The organism is Allobosea sp. GW822-FHT03F07 (assembly GCF_058801345.1).
Genome location: NZ_JBXAND010000008.1, coordinates 31699 through 53162, shown reverse-complemented (window position 1 = coordinate 53162; position 21464 = coordinate 31699). Strand labels below are relative to the sequence as shown.

Annotated in this window: 20 protein-coding genes; 8 read left to right on the top strand and 12 right to left on the bottom strand. The window is 66.8% G+C overall.

Annotated features, from left to right (window positions below):
* Window positions 1–38: 38 nt before the first annotated feature.
* The gene (mmsB, locus tag AC1RMY_RS20415; RefSeq protein ID WP_492867630.1) at window positions 39–926 is read right to left on the bottom strand and encodes a 3-hydroxyisobutyrate dehydrogenase; all 888 of its coding nucleotides are present in this window, start codon (window positions 924–926) and stop codon (window positions 39–41) included.
* 58 nt (window positions 927–984) lie between these two features.
* On the opposite strand from mmsB, the gene AC1RMY_RS20410 reads away from it, so the two are divergent.
* Together AC1RMY_RS20410 and AC1RMY_RS20405 are read left to right on the top strand one after the other, a co-directional pair.
* A complete protein-coding gene (locus tag AC1RMY_RS20410; protein ID WP_492867628.1) occupies window positions 985–1263 on the top strand; it encodes a type II toxin-antitoxin system RelE/ParE family toxin in 279 nt (92 codons plus the stop codon).
* A complete protein-coding gene (locus tag AC1RMY_RS20405; RefSeq protein WP_492867626.1) occupies window positions 1235–1573 on the top strand; it encodes a HigA family addiction module antitoxin in 339 nt (112 codons plus the stop codon). Before AC1RMY_RS20410 ends, AC1RMY_RS20405 begins: the two co-directional genes overlap by 29 nt.
* Window positions 1574–1575: 2 nt before the next feature.
* Here AC1RMY_RS20405 and AC1RMY_RS20400 read toward each other — a convergent pair whose 3' ends face one another.
* The 3 genes from AC1RMY_RS20400 to AC1RMY_RS20390 are packed head-to-tail and all read right to left on the bottom strand — an operon-like array spanning window position 1576 to window position 4788.
* Window positions 1576–2730 (bottom strand): isobutyryl-CoA dehydrogenase, encoded by a 1155-nt coding sequence (locus tag AC1RMY_RS20400; RefSeq protein WP_492867624.1) that lies wholly within the window; start codon window positions 2728–2730, stop codon window positions 1576–1578.
* On the bottom strand, window positions 2727–3248 hold the full coding sequence (locus AC1RMY_RS20395; protein WP_492867623.1) for a hypothetical protein: 522 nt from the start codon (window positions 3246–3248) through the stop codon (window positions 2727–2729). The genes AC1RMY_RS20400 and AC1RMY_RS20395 overlap by 4 nt, the downstream gene beginning before the upstream one ends.
* Before the next feature lie 43 nt (window positions 3249–3291).
* Complete coding sequence (locus tag AC1RMY_RS20390; RefSeq protein WP_492867622.1) at window positions 3292–4788, bottom strand: CoA-acylating methylmalonate-semialdehyde dehydrogenase; 1497 nt, start codon at window positions 4786–4788, stop codon at window positions 3292–3294.
* Window positions 4789–4914: 126 nt separating this feature from the next.
* Between AC1RMY_RS20390 and AC1RMY_RS20385 the strand changes: the two genes are divergently transcribed.
* Window positions 4915–5841: a LysR family transcriptional regulator gene (locus tag AC1RMY_RS20385; protein ID WP_492867620.1), complete on the top strand. Its 927-nt coding sequence runs from the start codon at window positions 4915–4917 to the stop codon at window positions 5839–5841.
* Here the strand turns inward: AC1RMY_RS20385 and AC1RMY_RS20380 are convergent.
* The 3 genes from AC1RMY_RS20380 to AC1RMY_RS20370 all read right to left on the bottom strand — a co-directional run bounded on the left by AC1RMY_RS20380 (window position 5832) and on the right by AC1RMY_RS20370 (window position 10010).
* Window positions 5832–7130 carry a GGDEF domain-containing response regulator gene (locus AC1RMY_RS20380; protein ID WP_492867618.1) on the bottom strand — a complete coding sequence of 433 codons (1299 nt, stop codon included), beginning with the start codon at window positions 7128–7130 and terminating at the stop codon, window positions 5832–5834. The genes AC1RMY_RS20385 and AC1RMY_RS20380 overlap by 10 nt on opposite strands.
* A 157-nt stretch (window positions 7131–7287) precedes the next feature.
* Entirely contained in the window at window positions 7288–9033 is a 1746-nt protein-coding gene (locus AC1RMY_RS20375) for an ABC transporter permease (RefSeq protein ID WP_492867617.1), read from the bottom strand.
* A complete protein-coding gene (locus AC1RMY_RS20370; RefSeq protein ID WP_492867615.1) occupies window positions 9030–10010 on the bottom strand; it encodes an ABC transporter substrate-binding protein in 981 nt (326 codons plus the stop codon). The genes AC1RMY_RS20375 and AC1RMY_RS20370 overlap by 4 nt, the downstream gene beginning before the upstream one ends.
* A gap of 228 nt (window positions 10011–10238) precedes the next feature.
* On the opposite strand from AC1RMY_RS20370, the gene tal reads away from it, so the two are divergent.
* On the top strand, window positions 10239–11207 hold the full coding sequence (gene tal / locus AC1RMY_RS20365; protein ID WP_492867614.1) for a transaldolase: 969 nt from the start codon (window positions 10239–10241) through the stop codon (window positions 11205–11207).
* Between the two features lie 35 nt (window positions 11208–11242).
* On the opposite strand, the gene AC1RMY_RS20360 is transcribed toward tal, so the two are convergent.
* The gene (locus AC1RMY_RS20360; protein ID WP_492867612.1) at window positions 11243–11755 is read right to left on the bottom strand and encodes a hypothetical protein; all 513 of its coding nucleotides are present in this window, start codon (window positions 11753–11755) and stop codon (window positions 11243–11245) included.
* Window positions 11756–11952: 197 nt separating this feature from the next.
* On the opposite strand from AC1RMY_RS20360, the gene AC1RMY_RS20355 reads away from it, so the two are divergent.
* Together AC1RMY_RS20355 and AC1RMY_RS20350 are read left to right on the top strand one after the other, a co-directional pair.
* The gene (locus tag AC1RMY_RS20355) at window positions 11953–12513 is read left to right on the top strand and encodes a YceI family protein (protein WP_492867611.1); all 561 of its coding nucleotides are present in this window, start codon (window positions 11953–11955) and stop codon (window positions 12511–12513) included.
* Entirely contained in the window at window positions 12510–13082 is a 573-nt protein-coding gene (locus tag AC1RMY_RS20350; RefSeq protein ID WP_492867609.1) for a cytochrome b, read from the top strand. Before AC1RMY_RS20355 ends, AC1RMY_RS20350 begins: the two co-directional genes overlap by 4 nt.
* Here AC1RMY_RS20350 and AC1RMY_RS20345 read toward each other — a convergent pair.
* The 4 genes from AC1RMY_RS20345 to amaB all read right to left on the bottom strand — a co-directional run bounded on the left by AC1RMY_RS20345 (window position 13068) and on the right by amaB (window position 18976).
* On the bottom strand, window positions 13068–14750 hold the full coding sequence (locus AC1RMY_RS20345) for a thiamine pyrophosphate-binding protein (protein ID WP_492867607.1): 1683 nt from the start codon (window positions 14748–14750) through the stop codon (window positions 13068–13070). The two genes, AC1RMY_RS20350 and AC1RMY_RS20345, sit on opposite strands and share 15 nt — an antisense overlap.
* On the bottom strand, window positions 14743–15933 hold the full coding sequence (locus tag AC1RMY_RS20340) for a CaiB/BaiF CoA transferase family protein (RefSeq protein WP_492867605.1): 1191 nt from the start codon (window positions 15931–15933) through the stop codon (window positions 14743–14745). Before AC1RMY_RS20340 ends, AC1RMY_RS20345 begins: the two co-directional genes overlap by 8 nt.
* 142 nt (window positions 15934–16075) lie before the next feature.
* Complete coding sequence (locus tag AC1RMY_RS20335; RefSeq protein WP_492867603.1) at window positions 16076–17293, bottom strand: acyl-CoA dehydrogenase; 1218 nt, start codon at window positions 17291–17293, stop codon at window positions 16076–16078.
* A gap of 162 nt (window positions 17294–17455) precedes the next feature.
* The gene (amaB, locus tag AC1RMY_RS20330; RefSeq protein WP_492867601.1) at window positions 17456–18976 is read right to left on the bottom strand and encodes an L-piperidine-6-carboxylate dehydrogenase; all 1521 of its coding nucleotides are present in this window, start codon (window positions 18974–18976) and stop codon (window positions 17456–17458) included.
* Between the two features lie 236 nt (window positions 18977–19212).
* Between amaB and AC1RMY_RS20325 the strand changes: the two genes are divergently transcribed.
* Window positions 19213–20127, top strand: coding sequence for a LysR family transcriptional regulator (locus AC1RMY_RS20325; protein ID WP_492867599.1), 915 nt, complete (start codon window positions 19213–19215; stop codon window positions 20125–20127).
* Window positions 20128–20218: 91 nt separating this feature from the next.
* Window positions 20219–21439 (top strand): NAD(P)/FAD-dependent oxidoreductase, encoded by a 1221-nt coding sequence (locus tag AC1RMY_RS20320; protein ID WP_492867598.1) that lies wholly within the window; start codon window positions 20219–20221, stop codon window positions 21437–21439.
* Window positions 21440–21464 lie beyond the last annotated feature (25 nt).

Sequence of the window (21464 nt, the reverse complement as noted above, 5' to 3'; positions counted from 1 at the left end):
CGTCCTAAACCCGCCCTACGCCCTCGCGCAAGCGTGCTTCACGAAGCGTCCCGGCCGCGCAGCAGATGGACGATCGCGGAGAAGTCGGCGCCGCCTTCGCCCCAGGCGTTGTGAAGGCCGTAGAGCTGCGTCGCGGCGGCTCCGAGCGGCGTCGAGGCGCCGGCCGCCTGTGCGGCTTCCTGCGACAGCTTGAGGTCCTTCAGCATCAGCGCCGAGGCAAATCCTGGCTTGTAGTCGTTGTTTGCGGGTGACGTCGGCACCGGGCCGGGCACCGGGCAATAGGTCGTCAGCGACCAGCATTGGCCCGACGAGGTCGAGGCGACATCGAACAGCGCCTGGTGCGAGAGGCCGAGCTTCTCCGCCAGCACGAAGGCTTCGGAGACGCCGATCATCGAGATGCCCAGGATCATGTTGTTGCAGATCTTGGCCGCCTGGCCGTTGCCGGCCGAGCCGCAATGCACGATTCGCCGCCCCATCGCTTTCAGGACGGGCTCTCCGAGCGCGAAAGCCTCCTCGGAACCGCCGACCATGAAGGTCAGCGTGCCGCTCTTGGCCCCGCCTGTCCCGCCGGAGACGGGTGCGTCGAGCGACAGGCAACCCTGCTGCTCGGCCATCGCATGCGCCTTGCGGGCGCTGTCGACGTCGATGGTCGAGCAGTCGATCACCAGCGCCCCCTTCTTCACCGCGGGCAGGATGTCGGCCCAGACGGAGAGCACGTGCTTGCCGGCCGGCAGCATCGTGACCACGATTTCGGCTTCCGCGACCGCGTCCTTCGCGGAATCCGCGATTTCGACGCCGATCTCCGCGGCGGCATCCTTGGAGGCCTGAACGAGGTCGAATGCGCGGACCTCATGGCCGGCCTTGACGAGATTGCCGGCCATGGGGCCGCCCATATTGCCGAGGCCGATGAAGGCGATGCTGGTCATGGTCGTATCCTCTCATTCCTCTTGACGGAATACTTTATGCGGAATAGCCTTCGCGCCTGTGATCCGATCTTTCGCGCAAAAGGATGCCGAATTCCTGTTTCACGACAGGCCGGTTCGGCGTTTCGCGGCGATAGAGCGCATCATCCGCCGCAAGCTGCTGCTGCTCCATGCCGCCGGCCGGCTCGACGATCTGCGGATCCCGCCCGGCAACCGGCTGGAAGCTTTGCGTGGTGATCGTGCGGGGCAGCATTCGATCCGCGTGAACGATCAGTGGCGGATCTGCTTCGTGTGGAAGGACGGGGAAGCGCATGATGTCGAAATCGTCGACTACCATTGATCCGCCGGCCGTCTCCGAGGACGCCTTGGCACCGATCCCGCCCGGGGAGGTGCTTCTGGAGGAATTCATGAAGCCGCTCGGCGTCAGCCAGAACCGGTTGGCGCGCGACATCGACGCGCCTGTCAGCCGCATTTCCGGCATCGTCAAGGGCGAGCGTGCCATCACGGCCGACACAGCCCTTCGCCTGGCGCGGTTTTTCGATACGAGCCCCGAGATGTGGATGGCCCTGCAAACCGATTACGATCTGCGCCTCGCCCGCTCGGCATCGGGACGGGAGATCGAGAAGCGCGTGAGACCGCTCGCCGCATAGCCTCAATTCCCCTTCGCCCGGCCGACGAGCCCGCGCGCGACGATCATCCGCATGACCTCGTTCGTGCCCTCCAGGATCTGGTGGACGCGGAGATCCCGGACGATCTTCTCGATGCCGTAATCGGCCAGATAGCCGTAGCCGCCATGAATCTGCAGGGCGTCGTTGGCCACCGCGAAACCGGTGTCGGTGGCGACGCGCTTGGCCATGGCGCAGAGCTTCGTCGCCTCGGGGGCCTTCGCGTCCAGCGCCGCTGCCGCTCGCCAGAGCAGGCTGCGTGCCGCTTCCAGCTCGATCGCCATATCCGCGAGCTTGAACTGCAGTGCCTGGAAATCGGCGATGCGTGTGCCGAAGGCCTTGCGTTCCTGGGCATAGGCTAGCGCCTTGTCGAGCGCGCTTTGCGCCCCGCCGAGCGAGCAGGCGCCGATATTGAGCCGCCCGCCATCGAGCCCCGCCATGGCGATCTTGAAGCCGATGCCCTCCGGCCCGAGCCGGTTGGCCACCGGTACCCGGCAGTTCTCGAAGATCACGGCGCGCGTGGGCTGGGCGTTCCAGCCCATTTTCTTTTCGTTCGCTCCGAAGGAGAGGCCGGGCGTGTCTTTCTCGACGACGACAGTCGAGATGCCCGAGGGGCCGGCCTCGCCGGTGCGCACCATCACGACATAGATATCGGAGACGCCTGCGCCCGAGATGAACTGCTTCTGCCCGTCGAGGACATAGTGGTCGCCGTCGAGCGTCGCCTTCGTCTTCAGCGCGGCGGCGTCCGAGCCCGCACCCGGCTCGGTCAGGCAATAACTCGCCAGATGCTCCATCGTGCAGAGCTTCGGCAGGAACGCCTGGCGTTGCTCCGGAGAACCATAGCGGTCGATCATCCAGGCGCACATGTTGTGGATCGAGATATAGGCCGCGACGGTCGGGCAGCCGGTCGAGAGCGCCTCGAAGATCAGCGCTGCATCGAGCCGGGTCAGCCCGGAGCCGCCGACATCGTCCTGGATATAGATGCCGCCCATGCCGAGGGCTGCCGCGGCGCGCATCTCGTCGATTGGGAAATGCTTCTCCTCGTCCCAGCGCATGGCATGGGGCGCGAGCGTCTCGGTAGCGAAATCCTGCGCCATGTCGCGGATCGCGATCTGGTCTTCGGTCAGGGAAAATGGCGTCACGGTCGGCGCTCCTGAGGCTGTGGGGGGCGCTGCGGTGGGGCGGGCCGCGCCCTGCGGAGACCGGGGAAGGCCCCGTCATACTGGCTTCCGTTGGCGCGGTGCGGCGAGCGTGGTGAATCCAGCGTCACGAAGTCCTCCGCCGTTGCGGGCTCGTCGGGGCGGCCGACGAAGACGCGCGGGCCGCGATCGGTCACCACCACATCGCCATAGACAATGTCTCCCGACGACAGGAAGGTCTCGACCGTGACCGGCGGTGGCCGCGAGGGTGTTTTTGCCTCCTGCTCCCGCCTCTGGCGGTTCTCCTCGCGGGTCTGGCGCAGGCGCTCGCGGCTGAGCTGTCGTCTCTCCGCGATCCGCTCGCGCCAGATGCGCTGGCACTGCGCTTTCTCGGCCTCGGTCAGGATCAGCATTTCGACCGTGCCAGCTTCGCAGATCAGCTCCAGCGGCACGCGCGGCGCAGGGTCGATATCCGCCTGCGCCGCAGTCGCGCCGCAGAGGAGGCTCAGGATCGGGGCCATCGTTCGCAGCCGCCGTCTCATGCCTCCTCCGGTACGAGCTGCGTCAGCTCATCGTCGGGATGACGAAGCTCGCGCCATCCTTGATACCGCTCGGCCAGCGCGCCGTCACCGTCTTGGTCTTGGTGTAGAAGCGGATCGAATCCGGGCCATGCTGGTTCAAGTCGCCGAAGGACGAGCGCTTCCAGCCGCCAAAGGTGTAATAGGCCAGCGGCACCGGGATCGGCACGTTGATGCCGACCATGCCGACCTGCACCTTCGAGGCGAAATCGCGCGCTGCGTCGCCGTCCCGGGTGAAGATCGCGGTGCCGTTGCCGTATTCGTGGTCGTTGGTGAGCTTCAGCGCCTCGTCATAGCTCTCGGCGCGAACCACGGACAGGACGGGCCCGAAGATCTCCTCCTTGTAGATGCGCATGTCCTTGGTGACGTTGTCGAAGAGGCAGCCGCCGACATAGAAGCCGTTCTCGTAGCCCTGCATCTTGAAGGCGCGGCCATCGACGGCGAGCGTCGCGCCTTCCTGCAGGCCGAGATCGATATAAGAGCGGATCTTCTCTTCCGCCTGCTTGGTGACGACCGGACCGTAATCGGCGGTGACGTCGGTCGACGGGCCGACCTTGAGGCCCTCGACACGCGGGATAAGGCGCTTCACCAGCTCGTCGGCGGTGGCCTTGCCCACGGGAACCGCGACCGAGATCGCCATGCAGCGTTCGCCGGCCGAGCCGTAGCCGGCGCCGATCAGCGCATCGACCGCCTGGTCCATGTCGGCGTCGGGCATGATGACCATGTGATTCTTGGCGCCGCCGAAGCACTGGACGCGCTTACCCGCAGCGCAGCCACGGGCGTAGATGTACTCGGCGATCGGGGTCGAGCCGACGAAGCCGACGGCCTTGATGTCGGGATCGTCGAGGATGGCGTCGACCGCCTCCTTGTCGCCGTTGACGACATTGAGGATGCCGGGAGGGCCGCCGGCCTCGATGAAGAGCTCGGCGAGCCGCATCGGCACGCCCGGGTCGCGCTCGGAGGGCTTCAGGATGAAGGCGTTGCCGCAGGCGATCGCGGGGCCGAGCTTCCAGAGCGGGATCATCGCCGGGAAGTTGAACGGCGTGATACCGGCGCAGACGCCGAGCGGCTGGCGCAGCGAATAGATGTCGATGCCCGGCCCGGCGCCGTCGGTGAACTCGCCCTTCATCAGGTTCGGCACGCCGAGCGAGAACTCGACCACCTCGACACCGCGCTGGATGTCGCCCTTGGCGTCGGGAATGGTCTTGCCGTGCTCGCGGGCGAGCAGTTCGGCCAGCTCGTCGTTGTTCTGCGCGATCAGGTCGAGGAACTTCATCAGCACGCGGGCGCGGCGCTGCGGATTGACGGCGGCCCATTTCGGCTGGGCCTCGGCGGCGTTCTCGACGGCGCCGCGCAGTTCGGCGGCAGAGGCCAGCGCGACCTTGCCGATCACCGTGCCGTCCATCGGCTGGTAGATGTCGGCGGTGCGGCCCGAGGTGCCGGCGACATGCTTGCCGCCGATGAAATGACCAACCTGACGCATGGCGTCCTCCCCTACGAATGGTGGTGTCTCGAAATCCGGCTCTCCCCTACCATTCATGTTTGCGCACGGCTATAGCGACATGAGATCAAGCGTCGTGCAAAAACACAAATATCAGGGAGCGTGGCGGTGGAGCGGTTCGACTGGGACGATCTGCGCTTTTTCCTTGCTGTGGCCCGCTCGGGGCGGCTGACGGCAGCCGCGCGCCGCCTTGGCGCCGATCACGCCACGGTCTCGCGCCGCATCACCTCGCTCGAGGGCTCCCTCAAGGCCAAGCTGTTCGAGCGCCGGCCTCAGGGTTACACGTTGACTGCCCATGGCGAACGCCTGCTGACGAAGGCGGAGAACATGGAGACCGATGCGCTCGCCATTCAGAGCGATATCGGCGGCGCCGACATGGCGCTGGCCGGCACGGTCAGGATCGGCGCGCCCGACGGTTTCGGCACGACCTTCCTTGCCCCGCGTCTTGCAAAGTTGGCGAGCGCCTATCCCGGCCTCGAGCTCCAGCTCATCGCGATGCCGCGCCTGCTCTCGCTGTCGAAGCGCGAGGCCGATGTCGCGATCACGCTCGCCCCGCCCAAGGAGGGCAAGGTCGTGGCGCGCAAGCTCTGCGACTACCGTCTCGGTCTTTATGCGACACAAGCCTATCTCGACTCGATGCCGCCGGTGACGAAATCGGAGGATCTCTTTGCCCACCGCATCGTCGGCTACATCGACGACCTGATCTTCACGCCCGAGCTCGACTATCTCGACGAGGTCGCCAAGGGCCTGCGCGCGCAGGTGCAGAGTTCGAGCGTGCTGGCCCAGATGAACGCGGTCGTCGGCGGCGCCGGTATCGGCGTCATCCACCATTTCATGGCGGAGGGAGAGACGCGCCTTGTGCCGGTGCTGCCGGATACAGTCTCGATCACGCGCTCCTTCTGGCTGCTCGTGCATGCCGATCTGAAGGATGTCGCCCGCGTCCGGGCCATCGTCGATTTCGTGGTGCGCGAGGCCAAGGCGAGCCGCGCCCTGCTGATGGGCGAGCCGCCCGCTCCGGTGACCGTTCAGGCCTGAATGCGATTTCGCCCGGCCTGCTTGGCGGCATAGAGCGCCCGGTCGGCCTTGCGCAGCGCCAGGTCGAGGCTGTCGTTGGCCGTCATCTCGGCAAGCCCGATCGAGACGGTCAGTCCCAGCGTCAGCTTGCCGACCGACATGCTTCGGCTCGCCACGCCGGCGCGAACGTCGTCGGTAAGGCTCGCCGCTTCGCTCTCTGTCAGGCCCGGCAGCAGCAGCGCGAATTCCTCGCCGCCGAGCCGGGCGAGCAGATGCGGTTGCCCGTGCAGCGACTCTGCCAGATGGCCGGCGAAGATGCGCAGCGCATCGTCGCCCGCATCATGGCCGTGTTCGTCGTTCAAGAGCTTGAAATGGTCGATGTCGAGGATCGCGACGGAGGTCGCCTGACCGGCGCGACGGGCCTCGGCGATCAGCTTCGGGCCCCGCTCGAAGAAATAGCGCCGGTTGAACAGCCCGGTCAGGTAGTCGCGCCAGGCCAGGTCGTGAAGCTGGCGCATCCGCAGCAGCGTCTCGGCATTCGAGGCGATGCGGCACTGCAGCTCTTCCAGCACGAACGGGCGTGCGATGAAGTCGTGCGCGCCGGCCTTCAGGAAGCCGGCAGAGGTGGTGCGGTCGGTCGAGGAGGAGATGCCGATGACCCGCACCTGCTCGGCCGGGTAGCGGCGGCGGATGCGGCGGGCGAGTTCGTAGCCGTCCATGTCCGGCATGTTGTAGTCGGAGACGACGAGCCGGATTTCCTGGTCCTTCTCCAGCATGGCCAGCGCATCGGCGCCGGAACCGACTTCGACGACGGTGTATTGCTGGCTTATCAGCATCTGGCCGAGCAGCCGGCGCGTCGTCGTCATGTCGTCGACAACGAGAATGCGCGTCTCGCGATTGGTCAGCGCCCGCTTGACCGAGTTGACGAGATTGCCGAGCGCGAACTCGGAATCCTTGAGGACATAGTCGAAGACCTCGCGCTCCATGATGCGGGCGCGCGTCGCGGTGTCGAAGCTGCCGGTGAAGACGATGCTCGGGATGCCGTGGCTCACCGTCCAGTCGAGCGCCTCGCCATCGGGTGCGTCGGGCAGGTTTAGATCGACGACCGCGATCGCATAGCCTTCCTGGTCGCGCAGGATGGCGTTGCTGAGGTCCTTCAGGCAGGCGCAACTCGTGACCTTGAGACCCGTCTCCGCTTCGATCATCTGGCGCAGCGCGATCGAGAAGGTCTTGGAATCCTCGACGACGAGGACCCGGCGTTTGTCCTGCGGCCGGAAGAGCGGCTGCCGTTCCGCTGTGCGCTGATTCATGGGACCGTCCTCAGGGCGCGAGCGCGCCATGGTCGAGACGCCTCAGCCGGCACGCGGCGGTTGCCGGGCTGACGCATCGCCAACCTCTAGCAATGCGGTGGTTAACGGTATCTTGTGCCGGGAAGTTGTCGTCGTGCCGCCAGAGCGGGGCGGCCCGTCAGATTCGCCAGGGCAGGACGTTCTGCGGCAGCCGCTTGGCCAGCATGTCCAGCATCAGCATGGCCGAGAGAATGACGGCTGATGCGCTGATCGCGATGGCGGCCGCCTCACCCGCGAGCCCGGCCTCCTTCAGCGAGAACAGGACCACGCCGAGCGTCTCGGTGCCCGACGACCAGAGCAACGCCGACACCGTGAGTTCGTTGAAGGCGACCAGGAACACCATCAGCGCGCTGACCATCGCGGCCGGGGCCAGGATCGGCGCCACGATGAAGCGCAGCATCTGCCAGAGCGTGACGCCGTCGAGCTTTGCTGCCTCCTCGTGATGCGCCTCGATTTGCGCCATCGCCGCCAGCGGCGCCTTCAGGGCCAGCGGCAGGAAACGCGCGAGATAGGCGAAGAGGATGATGAAGGGAGTCGCATAGATGCTGAAACCGAGCAGGGGCAGCGGCTTCAGGAACATCAGGATGCAGGCGATGGCCAGGACGACGCCGGGCAGAGCGTAAGGCATTTCGATGACGATCTCGACGACGCGCCGGAGCTTGCCCATGCGCCGCTCCAGCGCATAGGCGAAGGCGATCGAGACAAATGCCAGGATCAGAGCGGCGCTTCCGGCGAACAGGAAGGAGTTGCGGAAAGCGCGCATCGTCACGTCCTGCCGGATCAGCACCTCGGCGAATTTGTCGAAGGTCAGGCTCTGCCAGCTCAGCGCCACGCCGAGCGCCGGCGTCAGCGCCTCGCCGAGCAGGGCGAGGAAGGGCAGGCCGAGCTTGATCGCGAGCAGGAGCCACAGTCCCCCCGTGACGAAGGGTTGCGCCCGGCCGAGCAGCCAGAAGGGCTGCAGCGGTCGCTCGATCTCGATCTTGCCGCGAGCGCGCCGCGTCGCCAGCATGCCGGCGATGATGCCGAGCCCCGCCACCAGCGCGACCAGGATCGACAGTGCCGCGGCATCGGGCAGGCCGGCCGGGCCGAAGCTCGACAGCCGCCGGTAGATCAGCGTCGGCAGCGTCAGATAGTTCACCGGCAGGCCGAGCAGCGCGGGGATGCCGAAATTACCGACGCCCGCGACGAAGGCGAGCAGCGCCGCCGCGATGATCTGTGGCCGCAGCACGGGCAGCAGGATGCGCGCGACGATGCTGCCGGGGCCGGCGCCTTCCATCTGCGCGGCCTCGACCAGTGATTGCGGCACGCTGCGCAGCCCGGTCCAGAGCGTGATCGCGACCAGCGGCGCGTGATGCAGCGCCATCACCAGCGCGATGCCGCCGCGCCCGAGTAGCGGGTTCGGCGTGCCAGGTTGCGGCGCCAGGCCGATGAAAGCGAGGATCGGGGAATGCGGCGCGAACAGGCTCAGGAAGGCAAGCGCCGCCACCTGCGGCGCGATCATCATCGAAAAGACGAGCGCAAAGGCGATCGGCCGCTTGCCACGCACATCCGTGACGCTGAGCATGATCGCGGCCGTGCCGCCGATCAGTAGCGCGCCGAGCGCCGACAGGCCGGCTGTCTCCAGTGTGTGCAGCGTCGCGTTGATAGCAGCGCGGCTGCCGATCTCGGCCAGCGCCGCGTCCGGCGCGAATTGCCATCCGGGCGCGAAGGCGGCCGCGACCAGCCGCAGGAAGGGCAGCCCGCCGAGCACAATCGCGCAGGCCGCCACCACCACCGGCAGCCCGAGGCCGGTCGGAAGGCTCAGGCCTCGCCACGAAGGGCGAGGCCTGCTTTCCTGCCAGCCGGTATGGGCGGCGAGTGTCACTCGAAGATCGCGCTGAAGCGCTTGCGCGACGCGGCTTCGTCCGCCAGTGCCTTGGCGGCGTCGAACGGCATCAGCTTGATCGCGGCCCGGTCAGGATAGCCGGCGGGCAGCGCGACGTCGGGATGAGCCGCGACATAGCCCTGCTTCAGGGCCAACGCCTGGCCTTCCTTCGAGATCAGGAAGTCGACGAAGGCCTTGGCGGCCTCGGGGTTCTTGCTGGTCTTGAGGATCGCGACCGGCTCGCTGACGGCGGAGACGCCCTCGCTCGGGAAAACGAACTCGACGGGCGCGCCCTTGGCCTTCTCGCGGATCGGCATGAAGTCGACGATCATGCCGTAGAGCTTCTCGCCGGTGGCGACCTGGCGCAGGATGTCGCCATTGGCGCCGGCGGCGAGCGCGCCGTTCTTCTGCAGGGCCTCATAGAAGCCCCAGCCGCTCGGCAGGCTGCCGGTCAGCGTGATCGTGTGGATCATCGCGGCGCCGGAATTGAGCGGGCTCGGCATCGCCAGCAGGTTCTTCGCCTCGGCCTTGGTCAGGTCGAGCCAGCTCGTCGGCTTCATCGTCGCCTTGGTGTTGTAGACGATGCCGGTGGTGATCAGCTTGGTGGCGAACCAGAACTTCGCGGGATCGTGGATGCCGGCCGGATAGGCTGATGTCTCGGCCTTGTCATGTGCCAGCAGCCGGTCTTCCTTCTTCAGACCTTCCATCGTCACCGCATCGGCGATCAGCAGCAGGTCGGCCTGCGGCGCCCCGGCTTCGAATTCGGCGCGCAGTTTCGCCATCACGCGCGGCGTGCCGTCGCGCACGAAGCTGATGTCCACCTTCGGATACTTCGCCTTGAAGGCGTCGATGGTCTGCTGCGCGTCGGTGTTGGGCTGGCTGGTGTAGAGCACGAGCTTGCCTTCGACCGCCAGGGCGGGAAGCGCCGCCAGGGTGAGAGCGGCGGTGACGATTGCGATCGGCGCCTTGTGACGCATGAAACTCTCCTTTGCGCGTGCCCCGACGGGCTTCGCGCTGGCGGTAGTCCCCGCATATGACATATCCATGAAGGTTGCGTCATGATCGTGAGGCGGTTCGGCCGCCATGACAATGTCGGGAGGCCGGCATAAGCATGCAGAGCTACTGTGTCGCTCGGTGGCTTGACCCTGCGCCGCCTGCGCCCCACGTTCCGCCCCATCAATGCCTCTGATCGCGACGAGACCGCCATGACCGCCTCCAAGCTCGACCAGCTCCGCAAGATGACCACGGTCGTCGCCGACACCGGCGACATCGAAGCGGTTCGCCGGCTCAAGCCCGTCGACTGCACCACCAACCCGACGCTGATCCTCAAAGCCGTCGAGACGCCCGCCTATGCCAGTCTGGTCGATGAAGCGATTGCCTGGGGCAAGAAGGCCGGCGGTGGCGACAAGGCCGTGCATGCGGTCTGCGACAGGCTCGCCGTCACCTTCGGCGCCGAGCTGACCAAGATCGTGCCCGGTCGCGTCTCGACCGAAGTCGATGCCGACCTCTCCTTCGACACGCAGGCCACCATCGAGAAGGCGCGCGCCATCATCGCCGCCTACAAGGAGCGCGGCATCGAAAAGGAGCGCATCCTGATCAAGATCGCCTCGACCTGGGAGGGCATCCAGGCGGCCAAGGTGCTGCAGGCCGAGGGCATCGACTGCAATCTGACGCTTCTGTTCAGCCTGCCGCAGGCTGTCGCCTGCGCCGATGCGGGAGCCTTCCTGATTTCGCCCTTCGTTGGCCGCATCCTCGACTGGCACGTCAAGGCCGGCGGCGGGCCGTACACGGCTGAGACCGATCCCGGCGTCGTCTCGGTGAAAAGCATCTACGCCTACTACAAGACCTTCGGCATCAAGACGGTCGTGATGGGCGCGTCCTTCCGCAACACCGGCGAAATCGAGGCGCTGGCCGGCTGCGATCGCCTGACGATTGGGCCTGGCCTCCTCGACGAGCTGGCTGCGGCGGCCGGTGACCTGCCGCGCAAACTCTCGCCGGCCTCCTCTCCCCAGGCGGACTCGGAACTGGCGAAGAAGATCGTTCTCGACGAGAAGGCGTTCCGCTTCGCGCTCAACGAGGATGCGATGGCGACGGAGAAGCTCGCCGAGGGCATCCGCGGCTTCGTCAAGGACCTGCGCGGACTGCGCAAGCTCGTCGCCGCCAAGCTCGTCTGATGGCTAAGCTCGGCTGGCGGCGGAGTTCCTGACGCTCAGGGCTTCGGCGCGACGTCGGCCTGCGCTGTCACGGCGGGCTTCGGTGGGGCGGAGACCGCCTCGAAGAAGCTGCGGCCGCCGGCGGCGGCCGTCTCGAGTTGGTGCTTCCAGCCCTTGGCGTCCTTGCCGCCGCCGAGCGCGGTGAAATCGGCGCGACGGTTATCGTCGCTGCCGCGTCCGCCCTGATAGACCATGACGCCATTGGCGGTGACGACGATGTCGCCGCGCCTTAGCGTCGGGTCCTTCAGATACCAGTTCGGATCGGTTGCCGGGTCCAGTTGCACGACCGGCGGCTTGGGTTTGGTCGAAGCCTCGGGCGCCTTTTGACGCGGCGCGCGCTGGTGCACCGGCTCGTCATATTCGTAGATTGGCGTCGCTCGGAAGCGCGGACCGCCGCCGAAGATGGCGCGCCCCAGCTCCTCGAACAGATTCGCCGCCTGGGCTCCAGGCGCACCGGTGACGGCCATGGCCACCACCATCCCGAACATCACCACGCGCCGCGCAAACATCGCCGTCGTCCTCTACTGACTGGCAGTTCAACGTCTGATGGTCGCAAAAGGTTCAGGGCAGGTTCACCGACGCGGTTAATATATTTTAAGGCACTGCGGCCGGCCGGCCCGGAAGGCTGCAGGGCGCTGGCTTCACCATTTCGTGTGCGTGCGGTTCCGCCGCTGCAGCGCCATTTTCCACGCTGCAATCTGCCTGGATGAAGCGCGTCGTGCTGCTCGTTCTCGGCCTGCTCCTGGTCGGTCCGGCGGTGGCCCAGACACCTTGGGCATTCCAGCCGGGCGCGGCCGAGGTGGAGTTCGTCGCGCGCCGCTTTGGATTGCCGACTGCCACAGGACGCTTCCAGCGTTTCGACGGCACCGTTGCTCTGGATTTCGACCGACCCGAGCGGAGCCGAATCCGCATCAGAATCGATACGGGCTCACTGCAAACCGGCACGGCGCTCGTCGATGCCTTCATCAAGGGCGAGAGCATGCTCGACGCTGCCCGCTATCCCGTCGCGTCCTTTGTCTCCGACACAGTCACCCGCACCGGAGAGGGCAGCCTGTCGATCCGGGGGCAACTTACCATCCGCGCGATCACGCGGCCGGTGACAGCGACCGCCGTTGCCGATAGCAGCCCCGGCGGAGTCCGGCGCGGCGAGCCGCTGGCCTTCCATGCCAATGCCGCCTTTCCGCGTTCCGCCTTCAATATCGGGGACGACGTCAACGTCGTCGATGATCAGGTCGAGATCGCGATCAAGGGGCGGCTGTCGCGATGATCGGGTCTGCCAGCCGGCCACGATGCTGGCATCCGGCCCTCGTCGGGCTGCACTGGCTCACGGTTATCCTGATCGCGCTCCAATACGGGCTCGCTCGTCTTATGGGCGATGAAACGCGCGATCTCCTCGGCCGTTTCGCATTGTACCAATGGCACAAATCCGTCGGGCTGACGGTCGCGCTCTTCGTGGTGTTTCGCCTCACATTGCGCCTGGTGTTGCCCGCTCCGGCGCCCGTGCGTGTCAGTCCCCTGCAGCGATACGCAGCCTGGGTCGTCCACGCCGGGCTCTATCTCTGCCTTGTAGCACTGCCGGTCACCGGGCTGCTGATGGTCTCTTCGGCACCGATCCAGATCCCGACCCTGTATTTCGGCTGGTTCGTGGTGCCCCATCCGATCGGGCCCGACAAGGCGACCTATGCATGGATGCGCGCCCTGCACGAACGGGCCTTCGACGGCCTGTTCGTGCTCGGTTTCATTCACATTGGCGCAGCTCTGCTGCATCAGCTCGTCTGGCGAGACGGCCTGATGCGTCGGATGTGGTTTCGCGGCGCCGGTTCAGGCGCCGCGTGACGCCTGAGCCGCCAGCGCCTCGGCGCGGATCGTCGAGAGCGACTTCGCCGGGGTGATCGCCTCCGGATCGAGCAGGCAATGGATGATCGACGCCTTGCCCGAAGCGACCGCGCGCTCGAAGGCCGGGCCGAACTCCTCGGTTTTCTCGACGCGCTCGCCATGACCGCCGAAAGCCTTGGCGTAAGCGGCGAAGTCCGGGTTCTTCAGCGTCGTCGCCGAGACGCGCCCGGGGTATTCGCGCTCCTGATGCATGCGGATCGTGCCGTACATGCCGTTGTCGACTACGACCACGACGACTGCGAGATCATATTGAACCGCAGTCGCGAAATCCTGCCCGTTCATCAGGAAGCAGCCATCGCCGGCGAAGGCGACCACGGTCCGCTCCGGGAACATCCGCTTGGCGCCGATCGCGGCCGGCACGCCATAGCCCATCGAGCCGGAGGTCGGGGCGAGCTGCGTCGCGAATTTGGTGAAGCGGTGGAAGCGATGCACCCAGGTCGCGTAGTTGCCGGCGCCATTGCACATGATCGCGTCGTCGGGCAAGTGGTTGCGCAGCCAGCGCACCATCTCGCCGGGATGGAAGCTGCCCGCCACCGGGGCGGGCTGCTCGCTCCAGCCGAGATAGGCCTCATGCGCTTCGGCGGCAGCACCGGCCCACGGGATCTCCTGCGGCGGATGCACGGTCTCGAGCGCCGCGCAGAAGGCGGTCGGCGAGGCGTTGATCGCGAGCGTCGGCCGGTAGACGCGCCCGAGCTCCTCCGGGTCCGGATGGACATGGACCAGCGGCCGTCCCGGATTCGGGATGCCGAACAAGGTGTAGGACTGGCTCGGCATTTCGGAGAGGCGCCCACCGACGAGGATGACGAGGTCGCTCTCCTTGATCCGCGCCAGCAGCTTCGGATTCGGCCCGATGCCGAGATCGCCGGCGAAGTTCGGATGGTCGGCCGGGAACAGCATCTGCCGGCGGAAGGAGACGGCGACCGGCAGGTCGAAGCGTTCGGCGAAGCGCTGGAAGCGCTCGATCGCCTGCGGGTTCCAGCGCGAGCCGCCGAGGATGGCGACCGGCTTCTTCGCCGCCCAGAGCCGCTTCTGCAGGTCGATGGTCTGCAGCAGGGACGGATGCGTCTCCGTCACCTGATAGGGTTCGGCATCCACAGCCTCGACGACATCGGTCAGCATGTCCTCGGGCAGGGCGATCACCACCGGGCCGGGGCGGCCGGAGGTCGCGACATGGAAGGCGCGGCTGATGATCTCGGGGATGCGCTCGGCCTGGTCGATCTCGGTCGCCCATTTGCACATGGTGCCGAAGACGGCGCGGTAGTCGAGCTCCTGGAAGGCCTCGCGCTCGCGCATCGAGCGGTCGATCTGGCCGACGAACAGGATCATCGGCGTCGAGTCCTGCTGCGCGATATGGACGCCCGGCGAGGCGTTGGTGGCGCCGGGACCGCGCGTGACGAAGCAGATGCCGGGCTTGCCGGTCAGCTTGCCGGCGGCTTCGGCCATCATGGAGGCGCCGCCCTCGGCGCGGCAGATCGTGACCTTCATCTTGGCGTCGTGCAGCGCGTCGAGCACAGCGAGATAGCTCTCGCCCGGCACGCAGAAGGCGTCGGTCGCGCCATGGATCAGGAGTTGGTCGACGAGGATCTGCCCGCCAGTGCGCTTAGCCATGCTGCGGCCCTCCCCAGGCCGGATCGTTCAAAATCTCGTCGGCGTGCTCGCCGAGCTGCGGGCTCGGGCGCGGCGAGACCTGCCGCACCCCGTTCATGACGATGGGCGAGCCGACGGTCGGAATGCTGCCGCCCTTGGCGCTGGCGCTCGCGAGATTGACCTTCACGCCGCGTACGACGACCTGCGGATCCGCGAAGACCTCGCCGATATCGTTGATCGGCCCGGCCGGCACACCGACCTTCTCCAGCGCGGCCAGCAGGTCGGCTTTGAGATAGCGTTGGCAGAGCACGTGCAGACGCTCGGTCAGCGCGACGCGGTTCTTCACCCGCGATCGGTTGTCGATATAGGCCGGCTCGTCCGCCAGCGTCGGTTCGCCAAGCACCTCGCACAGCTTGCGCCATTGCCCGTCATTGCCGGTGGCGATGATGATGTGCCCGTCGGCGACCGGGAACACGTCATAGGGCACGATATTCGGATGGGCGTTGCCCAGCCGCGGCGGCGGATTGCCCGAGACGAGATAGTTCATCGCCTGGTTGCCGAGAACGGCGATCTGGCTGTCGAGCAGCGCCATGTCCAGATAGGCGCCTTCGCCTGTCGCGTCGCGCTGGCGCAGCGCCGAGAGGATGCCGACCGAGGCGTAGAGCCCGGTATAGATGTCGGCGACCGCATAGCCCGCCTTCATCGGCGCGCCCTCGGGCTCGCCGGTCACCGACATCGGCCCGCCCATGCCCTGCACCAGGAAGTCATAGCCGGCACGCGGCGCATAGGGGCCGTCCTGCCCGAAGCCGGTGACCGAGCAATAGATCAGCCGCGGGAATTCCTTGCGCAGCGAGGCGGCGTCGAGGCCGTATTTGACGAGGCCCCCGACCTTGAAGTTCTCGACCACGACATCGGCGTGGGCGGCGAGCCTGCGCACCAGCGCCTGGCCCTCGGCCGTGCGGAAATCGGCGGTGATCGAGCGCTTGCCGCGATTGGCCGAGTGGAAATAGGCCGCCGACAGGTTCTCGCCGTTCTCGCCCTCGACGAAGGGCGGCCCCCATTTGCGGGTGTCATCGCCCTCCGGCGCCTCGACCTTGACGACGTCGGCGCCGAGATCGGCCAGCAGCTGGCCGATCCAGGGGCCGGCGAGGATGCGCGCGAGTTCGAGGACGCGCAGGCCGGCGAGGGGAGGGGGGGCTGTCATCGCTCTAGATCCGCGCCGTCATCCCGGCCGAAGCGCAGCGGAGAGCCGGGATCCATGCCTGACCGCCGACCGGCGATGCTCTGGCATGGATCCTGGGTCGAGCTGCGCTCGCCCGGGATGACGTGGAGGGTGTCGGAAGGTCTCAGAAGAACGCCTGCAGGCCCGTGACGGCCCGGCCGAGGATCAGCGCGTGGACGTCATGCGTGCCCTCATAGGTGTTCACCGTCTCGAGGTTCGCCGCGTGGCGCATCACCTGATACTCGATCGAGATGCCGTTGCCGCCGTGCATGTCGCGGGCCTGGCGGGCGATGTCGAGCGCTTTGCCGCAATTGTTGCGCTTGACGAGGCTGATCATCTCCGGCGCCATCTTGCCCTCGTCGAGCAGCCGGCCGACGCGCAGCGAACCCTGCAAGCCGAGCGTGATCTCGGTCAGCATATCCGCGAGCTTCTTCTGGTAGAGCTGCGTCTGGGCGAGCGGCTTGTTGAACTGCTTGCGGTCGAGACCGTACTGGCGGGCGCGGTGGAAGCAGTCCTCGGCGGCGCCCATCACGCCCCAGGAAATGCCGTAGCGGGCGCGGTTGAGGCAGCCGAACGGGCCCTTCAGGCCGGAGACGTTCGGCAACAGGTTCTCTTCCGGCACGATGACGCCGTCCATGACGACCTCGCCTGTGATCGAGGCGCGAAGCGAGAGCTTGCCGCCGATCTTCGGCGCGGAGAGCCCCTTCATGCCCTTTTCGAGGATGAAGCCGCGGATCTGGTTGTCATGCGCGGCCGACTTCGCCCAGACCACGAAGACGTCGGCGATCGGCGAATTCGAGATCCACATCTTCGAGCCGGTCAGCTTGTAGCCATCGGCCACCTTCTCGGCGCGGGTCTTCATGCCCGCCGGGTCAGAACCGGCATCGGGCTCGGTCAGGCCGAAGCAGCCGACCCACTCGCCGGAGCCGAGCTTGGGCAGGTACTTCTTGCGCTGGCTCTCGTCGCCATAGGCGTAGATCGGGTACATCACCAGCGAGGACTGCACCGACATCATCGAGCGATAGCCGGAATCGACCCGCTCGACCTCGCGGGCGACCAGCCCGTAGGAGACGTAGTTCGCGCCGGCGCAGCCATATTCCTCGGGGACGGTGACGCCGAGCAGGCCGAGTTCGCCCATCTCGTTGAAGATCGAGCGGTCGGTCTTCTCGTCGAGATAGGCGTCGTGGATGCGGGGCGCGAGCTTCTCCTGCGCATAGCCGCGGGCCGTGTCGCGGATCAGGCGCTCGTCCTCGGTCAGTTGCTCGTCGAGCAGGAAGGCGTCGTCCCAAGTGAACTCAGCCAGCTTGTGGCTTGCGCTGTGGCTGCGGGCGGCTTCGGCCATGGTCTTGTTCCTTCCCTCGTCTCGTTCAACCGCGCGTCATCCCGGACAAGCCGCGAAGCGGCGCCGATCCGGGATCCATCATAGAACTCTGCACTCTAAGATGGATCCCGGATCTCCGCTTCGCTGCGTCCGGGATGACGCGGAGAGTGCGGTGTCAATCAATCACGCATCCACGTCGAAGCTGACGCCCTGCGCCAGCGGCAGCGTGGTGCCGTAGTTCAGCGTATTGGTAGCGCGGCGCATATAGGCTTTCCAGGCGTCGGAACCGGCCTCGCGGCCGCCGCCGGTCTCCTTCTCGCCGCCGAAGGCCCCGCCGATCTCGGCGCCGGACGGGCCGATATTGACGTTCGCGATGCCGCAATCCGACCCCTCGTCAGAGACGAACAACTCGGCCTCGCGCATGTTCAGCGTGAAGATCGAGGAGGAGAGCCCTGCGCCGACCGCGTTCTGCATCGCGATGGCTTCCTCGATCGACTTGTACTTCATCACATAGAGGATCGGCGCGAAGGTCTCGCGCTCGACCGGGCCGCACTGGCTGGGCATCTCGACCAGCGCCGGACGGACATAGAAGCCGCCCACGCCGACATCGACCTTTTCGCCGCCATGGACCTTGCCGCCCTCGGCCTTGGCCTCGGAAAGCGCCTTCTGCATGCCATGATAGGCGGCCTCGTCGACCAGCGGGCCGACCAGCACGCCGGCCTCGCGCGGATCGCCGATTCTCACCGAGCCGTAGACCTTAGCGAGCTTCGGCACGAGCGCGTCATAGACGCTCTCGTGCACGATCAGGCGGCGCAGCGTGGTGCAGCGCTGGCCGGCGGTGCCCATCGCCGCAAAGGCGATGCCGCGCAGCGCGATGTCGAGATCGGCGGAGGGAGCGACGATCGCGGCATTGTTGCCGCCGAGCTCGAGGATGGCGCGGGCGAAGCGCGCGGCGAGCTTCTGGCCGACCTCCTTGCCCATGCGGGTCGAGCCCGTCGCCGAGACGACGGGGACGCGGTGATCCGAAACGAGGATGTCGCCGATCTCGCGGCCACCGATCAGGATCTCCGAAAGACCGACGGGGGCCTCGGGGCCGAAGCGCTTCATCGTCTTCTCGACGATGGCCTGCACCGCGAGCGCCGTCAGCGGGGTCTTCTCGGAAGGCTTCCAGACGACGCTGTCGCCGCAGACGAAGGCGAGCGCCGCGTTCCAGGACCAGACCGCGACCGGGAAGTTGAAGGCGGAGATGACGCCGCAGACGCCGATCGGGTGCCAGGTTTCCATCATGCGATGGTTCGGGCGCTCGGTCGCGATCGTCAGCCCGTAGAGCTGGCGCGACAGGCCGACGGCGAAGTCGCAGATGTCGATCATCTCCTGGACCTCGCCGAGGCCCTCCGAGGTGACCTTGCCGGCTTCCAGAGTGACGAGCAGGCCGAGATCGGCCTTGGCGGCGCGCAGCTCCTCGCCGAGCAGGCGCACGAACTCGCCGCGGCGGGGGGCGGGCACCTTCCGCCAGGCCAGGAAGGCTGACTGAGCCCGTCCGATCGCGGCCTCGGCCTCGGCCGGGCTGGTCTCGCGCAGCGTCGCGACGGTCTCAGCTGTGATCGGCGAATGAGCGGTAAGCCCCTTCGTAGCGAAGGCGGCGTCGGTGACGCCGAGGCGCTTCAGCAGCGCGAGCGCGTCCTTGGGGAGGGGAGAGGTCATGTGCCTGCCTGATCACTGCTGTCGATGAAACACAGCCCTCATCCTGAGGAGCGCCGCAGGCGCGTCTCGAAGGATGGTCCACGAGGCTCCGGAGCCGCCTGGATCATCCTTCGAGACGCCGCTCCGCGGCTCCTCAGGATGAGGGCTCGGGGAAGGTCGCCCGAGGACCGGAACAATGCCCCCTTCCGCCATGTCACGGCAACCGATATGTTCTCACGACTTGATGAGAAAAAATCATGGATTTTGAACTTGTCCCCGGCCGGCTTTCGGTCCCTTCCCTGTCGGCGCTCGCTGCCTTCGAGGCGGCGGCGCGGCATGGCAGTTTCACGCGGGCGGCCGAGGAATTGAATTTGACCCAGGGCGCGGTCAGCCGGCAGGTGGCGCATCTCGAGAAGGTGCTGGGCGTCGGCCTGTTCCAGCGCGTGCGCCAGCGCGTCACCCTGACGCCGGCCGGCAGCGCCTATGCCACTGAAATTCGCGACGGGCTGTCCCGTCTGGCGGCGGCGACGGTCTCCGCCATGGCGTTTCGCGGCGCCGGCGGCGTGCTCAACCTCGCGATCCTGCCGACTTTCGGCACCCGCTGGCTGATCCCGCGCCTGCCGCGCTTCACCGAGGCGCATCCCGGCATCACCATCAATTTCACCACGAAGCTGGTGCCCTTCGACTTCGGTCGCGAACAGCTCGACGCCGCCATCCATTTCGGCGATCCGGTCTGGGCCGGGGCGCGGCTGCATCGACTGATGGGCGAGGAGATCGTGCCCGTCGCCGCCCCTTCGCTGGTGGCGCGTCTCGGCCTGAAGGAGCCCGCGGACATGCTGCGCGGCTCGCTTCTCCAGCAATCGACGCGGCCCCGCGCCTGGGCCAACTGGCTGGAGCAGCAAGGCCTGCCGCCGCAGCGGGCGCTGATGGGGCCGCGTTTCGAGCAATTCGCCATGGTTTCGCAGGCGGCCGTCGCCGGTCTCGGCCTCGCCATCGTGCCGCGCTTCCTGATCGAGGAGGAACTGCGCTCGGGGTCGCTGGTCATTCCGTTCGATCGCCCCGTGACCGGCTCCGAGGGCTATTACCTGGTCTATCCCGAGGCCCGTGCGGAACTCCCGGCCGTCGTCGCCTTTCGCGATTGGCTGCTCGGCGAGTGCGCCGCAGCGAACTGACTCGACAAGTCTCGCCAGCCACGCCATTCATGCGTAGAGTTCACTAACCGGGACGCAACGCGTTTGCCCGGCTCATCCTGTGGGACCCGCCATGTCGTCTTCCGAAAGCGCCGATGTCGTCATTTGCGGAGGCGGCGCGATCGGCTCCTCCGTGGCCTATCATCTCGCCGCCGCCCCGAACTTCACCGGCAAGATCATCGTCGTCGAGAAGGACCCGACCTATCGCTACGCTGCATCGGCGCTGTCGGCAGCGTCGATCCGCCAGCAATATTCGAGCGCGGTGAACATCCGCATCTCGCTGCATGGCATCGACTTTCTGCGCAACATCGGCAGCCGCCTCGCCGTCGATGGCGAGGTCCCGGTCATCGATCTTCACGAGGGCGGCTATCTCTATCTTGCGGGCGAGGAGGGGGCGCCGGTACTGGCGGCGAACCAGGCGCTGCAGGCGGCAGAGGGGGCTGATATTGCGCTTTATGCTGCACCCATGCTGCGCAGCAGATTTCCCTGGATGAACACGGAGGACGTCGCCTGCGGCACCTATGGCGTCAGCGGCGAGGGCTGGTTCGACGGCTGGGCCGTGTTGCAAGCGTTTCGCAAGAAGGCGCGCTCGCTCGGTGTTGAATATCGGCAGGGCGAGGTCGCCCGCTATGTGGTCGAGGCCGGGCGCCTCACCGCGGTCGAGCTGGCCGACGGCAGCCGCATCGCCTGCGGCGCGGCGGTCAATGCCTCGGGCACGCATGGTGCGAAGCTCGCCGCGACGGCCGGTGTCTCGATCCCGGTCAGGTCGATGAAGCGCTATGTCTTCTCCTTCATGTGCAAGGGCGAGGTCGACAACTGTCCGTTGCTGATCGATCGCACCGGATCCTGGTGTCGTCCGGAGGGCAAGCGCGGAACGGAGGGCCAGCTCTTCATCGCCAGTTGCTCGCCGCTCACCCCCGAACAGGACGAGGAGTGGATCGAAACCGCGCCCTCCGTCGAGGATGTCGACTGGGCCTTCTTCGAGGACACGGTCTGGCCGGCGCTCGCCCACCGCATTCCCGCCTTCGAGCAGATCAAGACAGGCCGCGCCTGGGCCGGCCCCTACGACATGAACGAACTCGACCACAATGCCATCATCGGTCCGGCTGTTGGTGTGGACGGACTTTATCTCGCCAACGGCTTTTCGGGCCATGGCCTGCAGCAGGCGCCCGCCGTGGGGCGCGGCCTTGCCGAGCACATCCTGCAGGGCGCCTATCGTACGCTGGATCTCTCTGATCTCGGCCATGAGCGCATCCTTGCGGGCCGGCCGATGCTGGAGACCAACATCATCTGATAGGGTTGCCACAAGCGCATCTCCG

Bases quoted from the DNA above. Each gene is read 5' to 3' on its own strand.
- AC1RMY_RS20325 (WP_492867599.1), top strand. From the start codon at position 19,213: ATGGATTTTGAACTTGTCCCCGGCCGGCTTTCGGTCCCTTCCCTGTCG.
- AC1RMY_RS20320 (WP_492867598.1), top strand. From the start codon at position 20,219: ATGTCGTCTTCCGAAAGCGCCGATGTCGTCATTTGCGGAGGCGGCGCG.
- AC1RMY_RS20340 (WP_492867605.1), bottom strand. From the start codon at position 15,933: ATGACAGCCCCCCCTCCCCTCGCCGGCCTGCGCGTCCTCGAACTCGCG.
- AC1RMY_RS20390 (WP_492867622.1), bottom strand. From the start codon at position 4,788: ATGCGTCAGGTTGGTCATTTCATCGGCGGCAAGCATGTCGCCGGCACC.
- AC1RMY_RS20360 (WP_492867612.1), bottom strand. From the start codon at position 11,755: ATGTTTGCGCGGCGCGTGGTGATGTTCGGGATGGTGGTGGCCATGGCC.
- AC1RMY_RS20355 (WP_492867611.1), top strand. From the start codon at position 11,953: ATGAAGCGCGTCGTGCTGCTCGTTCTCGGCCTGCTCCTGGTCGGTCCG.
- AC1RMY_RS20405 (WP_492867626.1), top strand. From the start codon at position 1,235: ATGATGTCGAAATCGTCGACTACCATTGATCCGCCGGCCGTCTCCGAG.
- AC1RMY_RS20370 (WP_492867615.1), bottom strand. From the start codon at position 10,010: ATGCGTCACAAGGCGCCGATCGCAATCGTCACCGCCGCTCTCACCCTG.
- mmsB (WP_492867630.1), bottom strand. From the start codon at position 926: ATGACCAGCATCGCCTTCATCGGCCTCGGCAATATGGGCGGCCCCATG.
- AC1RMY_RS20345 (WP_492867607.1), bottom strand. From the start codon at position 14,750: ATGGCTAAGCGCACTGGCGGGCAGATCCTCGTCGACCAACTCCTGATC.
- tal (WP_492867614.1), top strand. From the start codon at position 10,239: ATGACCGCCTCCAAGCTCGACCAGCTCCGCAAGATGACCACGGTCGTC.
- AC1RMY_RS20335 (WP_492867603.1), bottom strand. From the start codon at position 17,293: ATGGCCGAAGCCGCCCGCAGCCACAGCGCAAGCCACAAGCTGGCTGAG.
- AC1RMY_RS20380 (WP_492867618.1), bottom strand. From the start codon at position 7,130: ATGAATCAGCGCACAGCGGAACGGCAGCCGCTCTTCCGGCCGCAGGAC.
- AC1RMY_RS20350 (WP_492867609.1), top strand. From the start codon at position 12,510: ATGATCGGGTCTGCCAGCCGGCCACGATGCTGGCATCCGGCCCTCGTC.
- AC1RMY_RS20395 (WP_492867623.1), bottom strand. From the start codon at position 3,248: ATGGCCCCGATCCTGAGCCTCCTCTGCGGCGCGACTGCGGCGCAGGCG.
- amaB (WP_492867601.1), bottom strand. From the start codon at position 18,976: ATGACCTCTCCCCTCCCCAAGGACGCGCTCGCGCTGCTGAAGCGCCTC.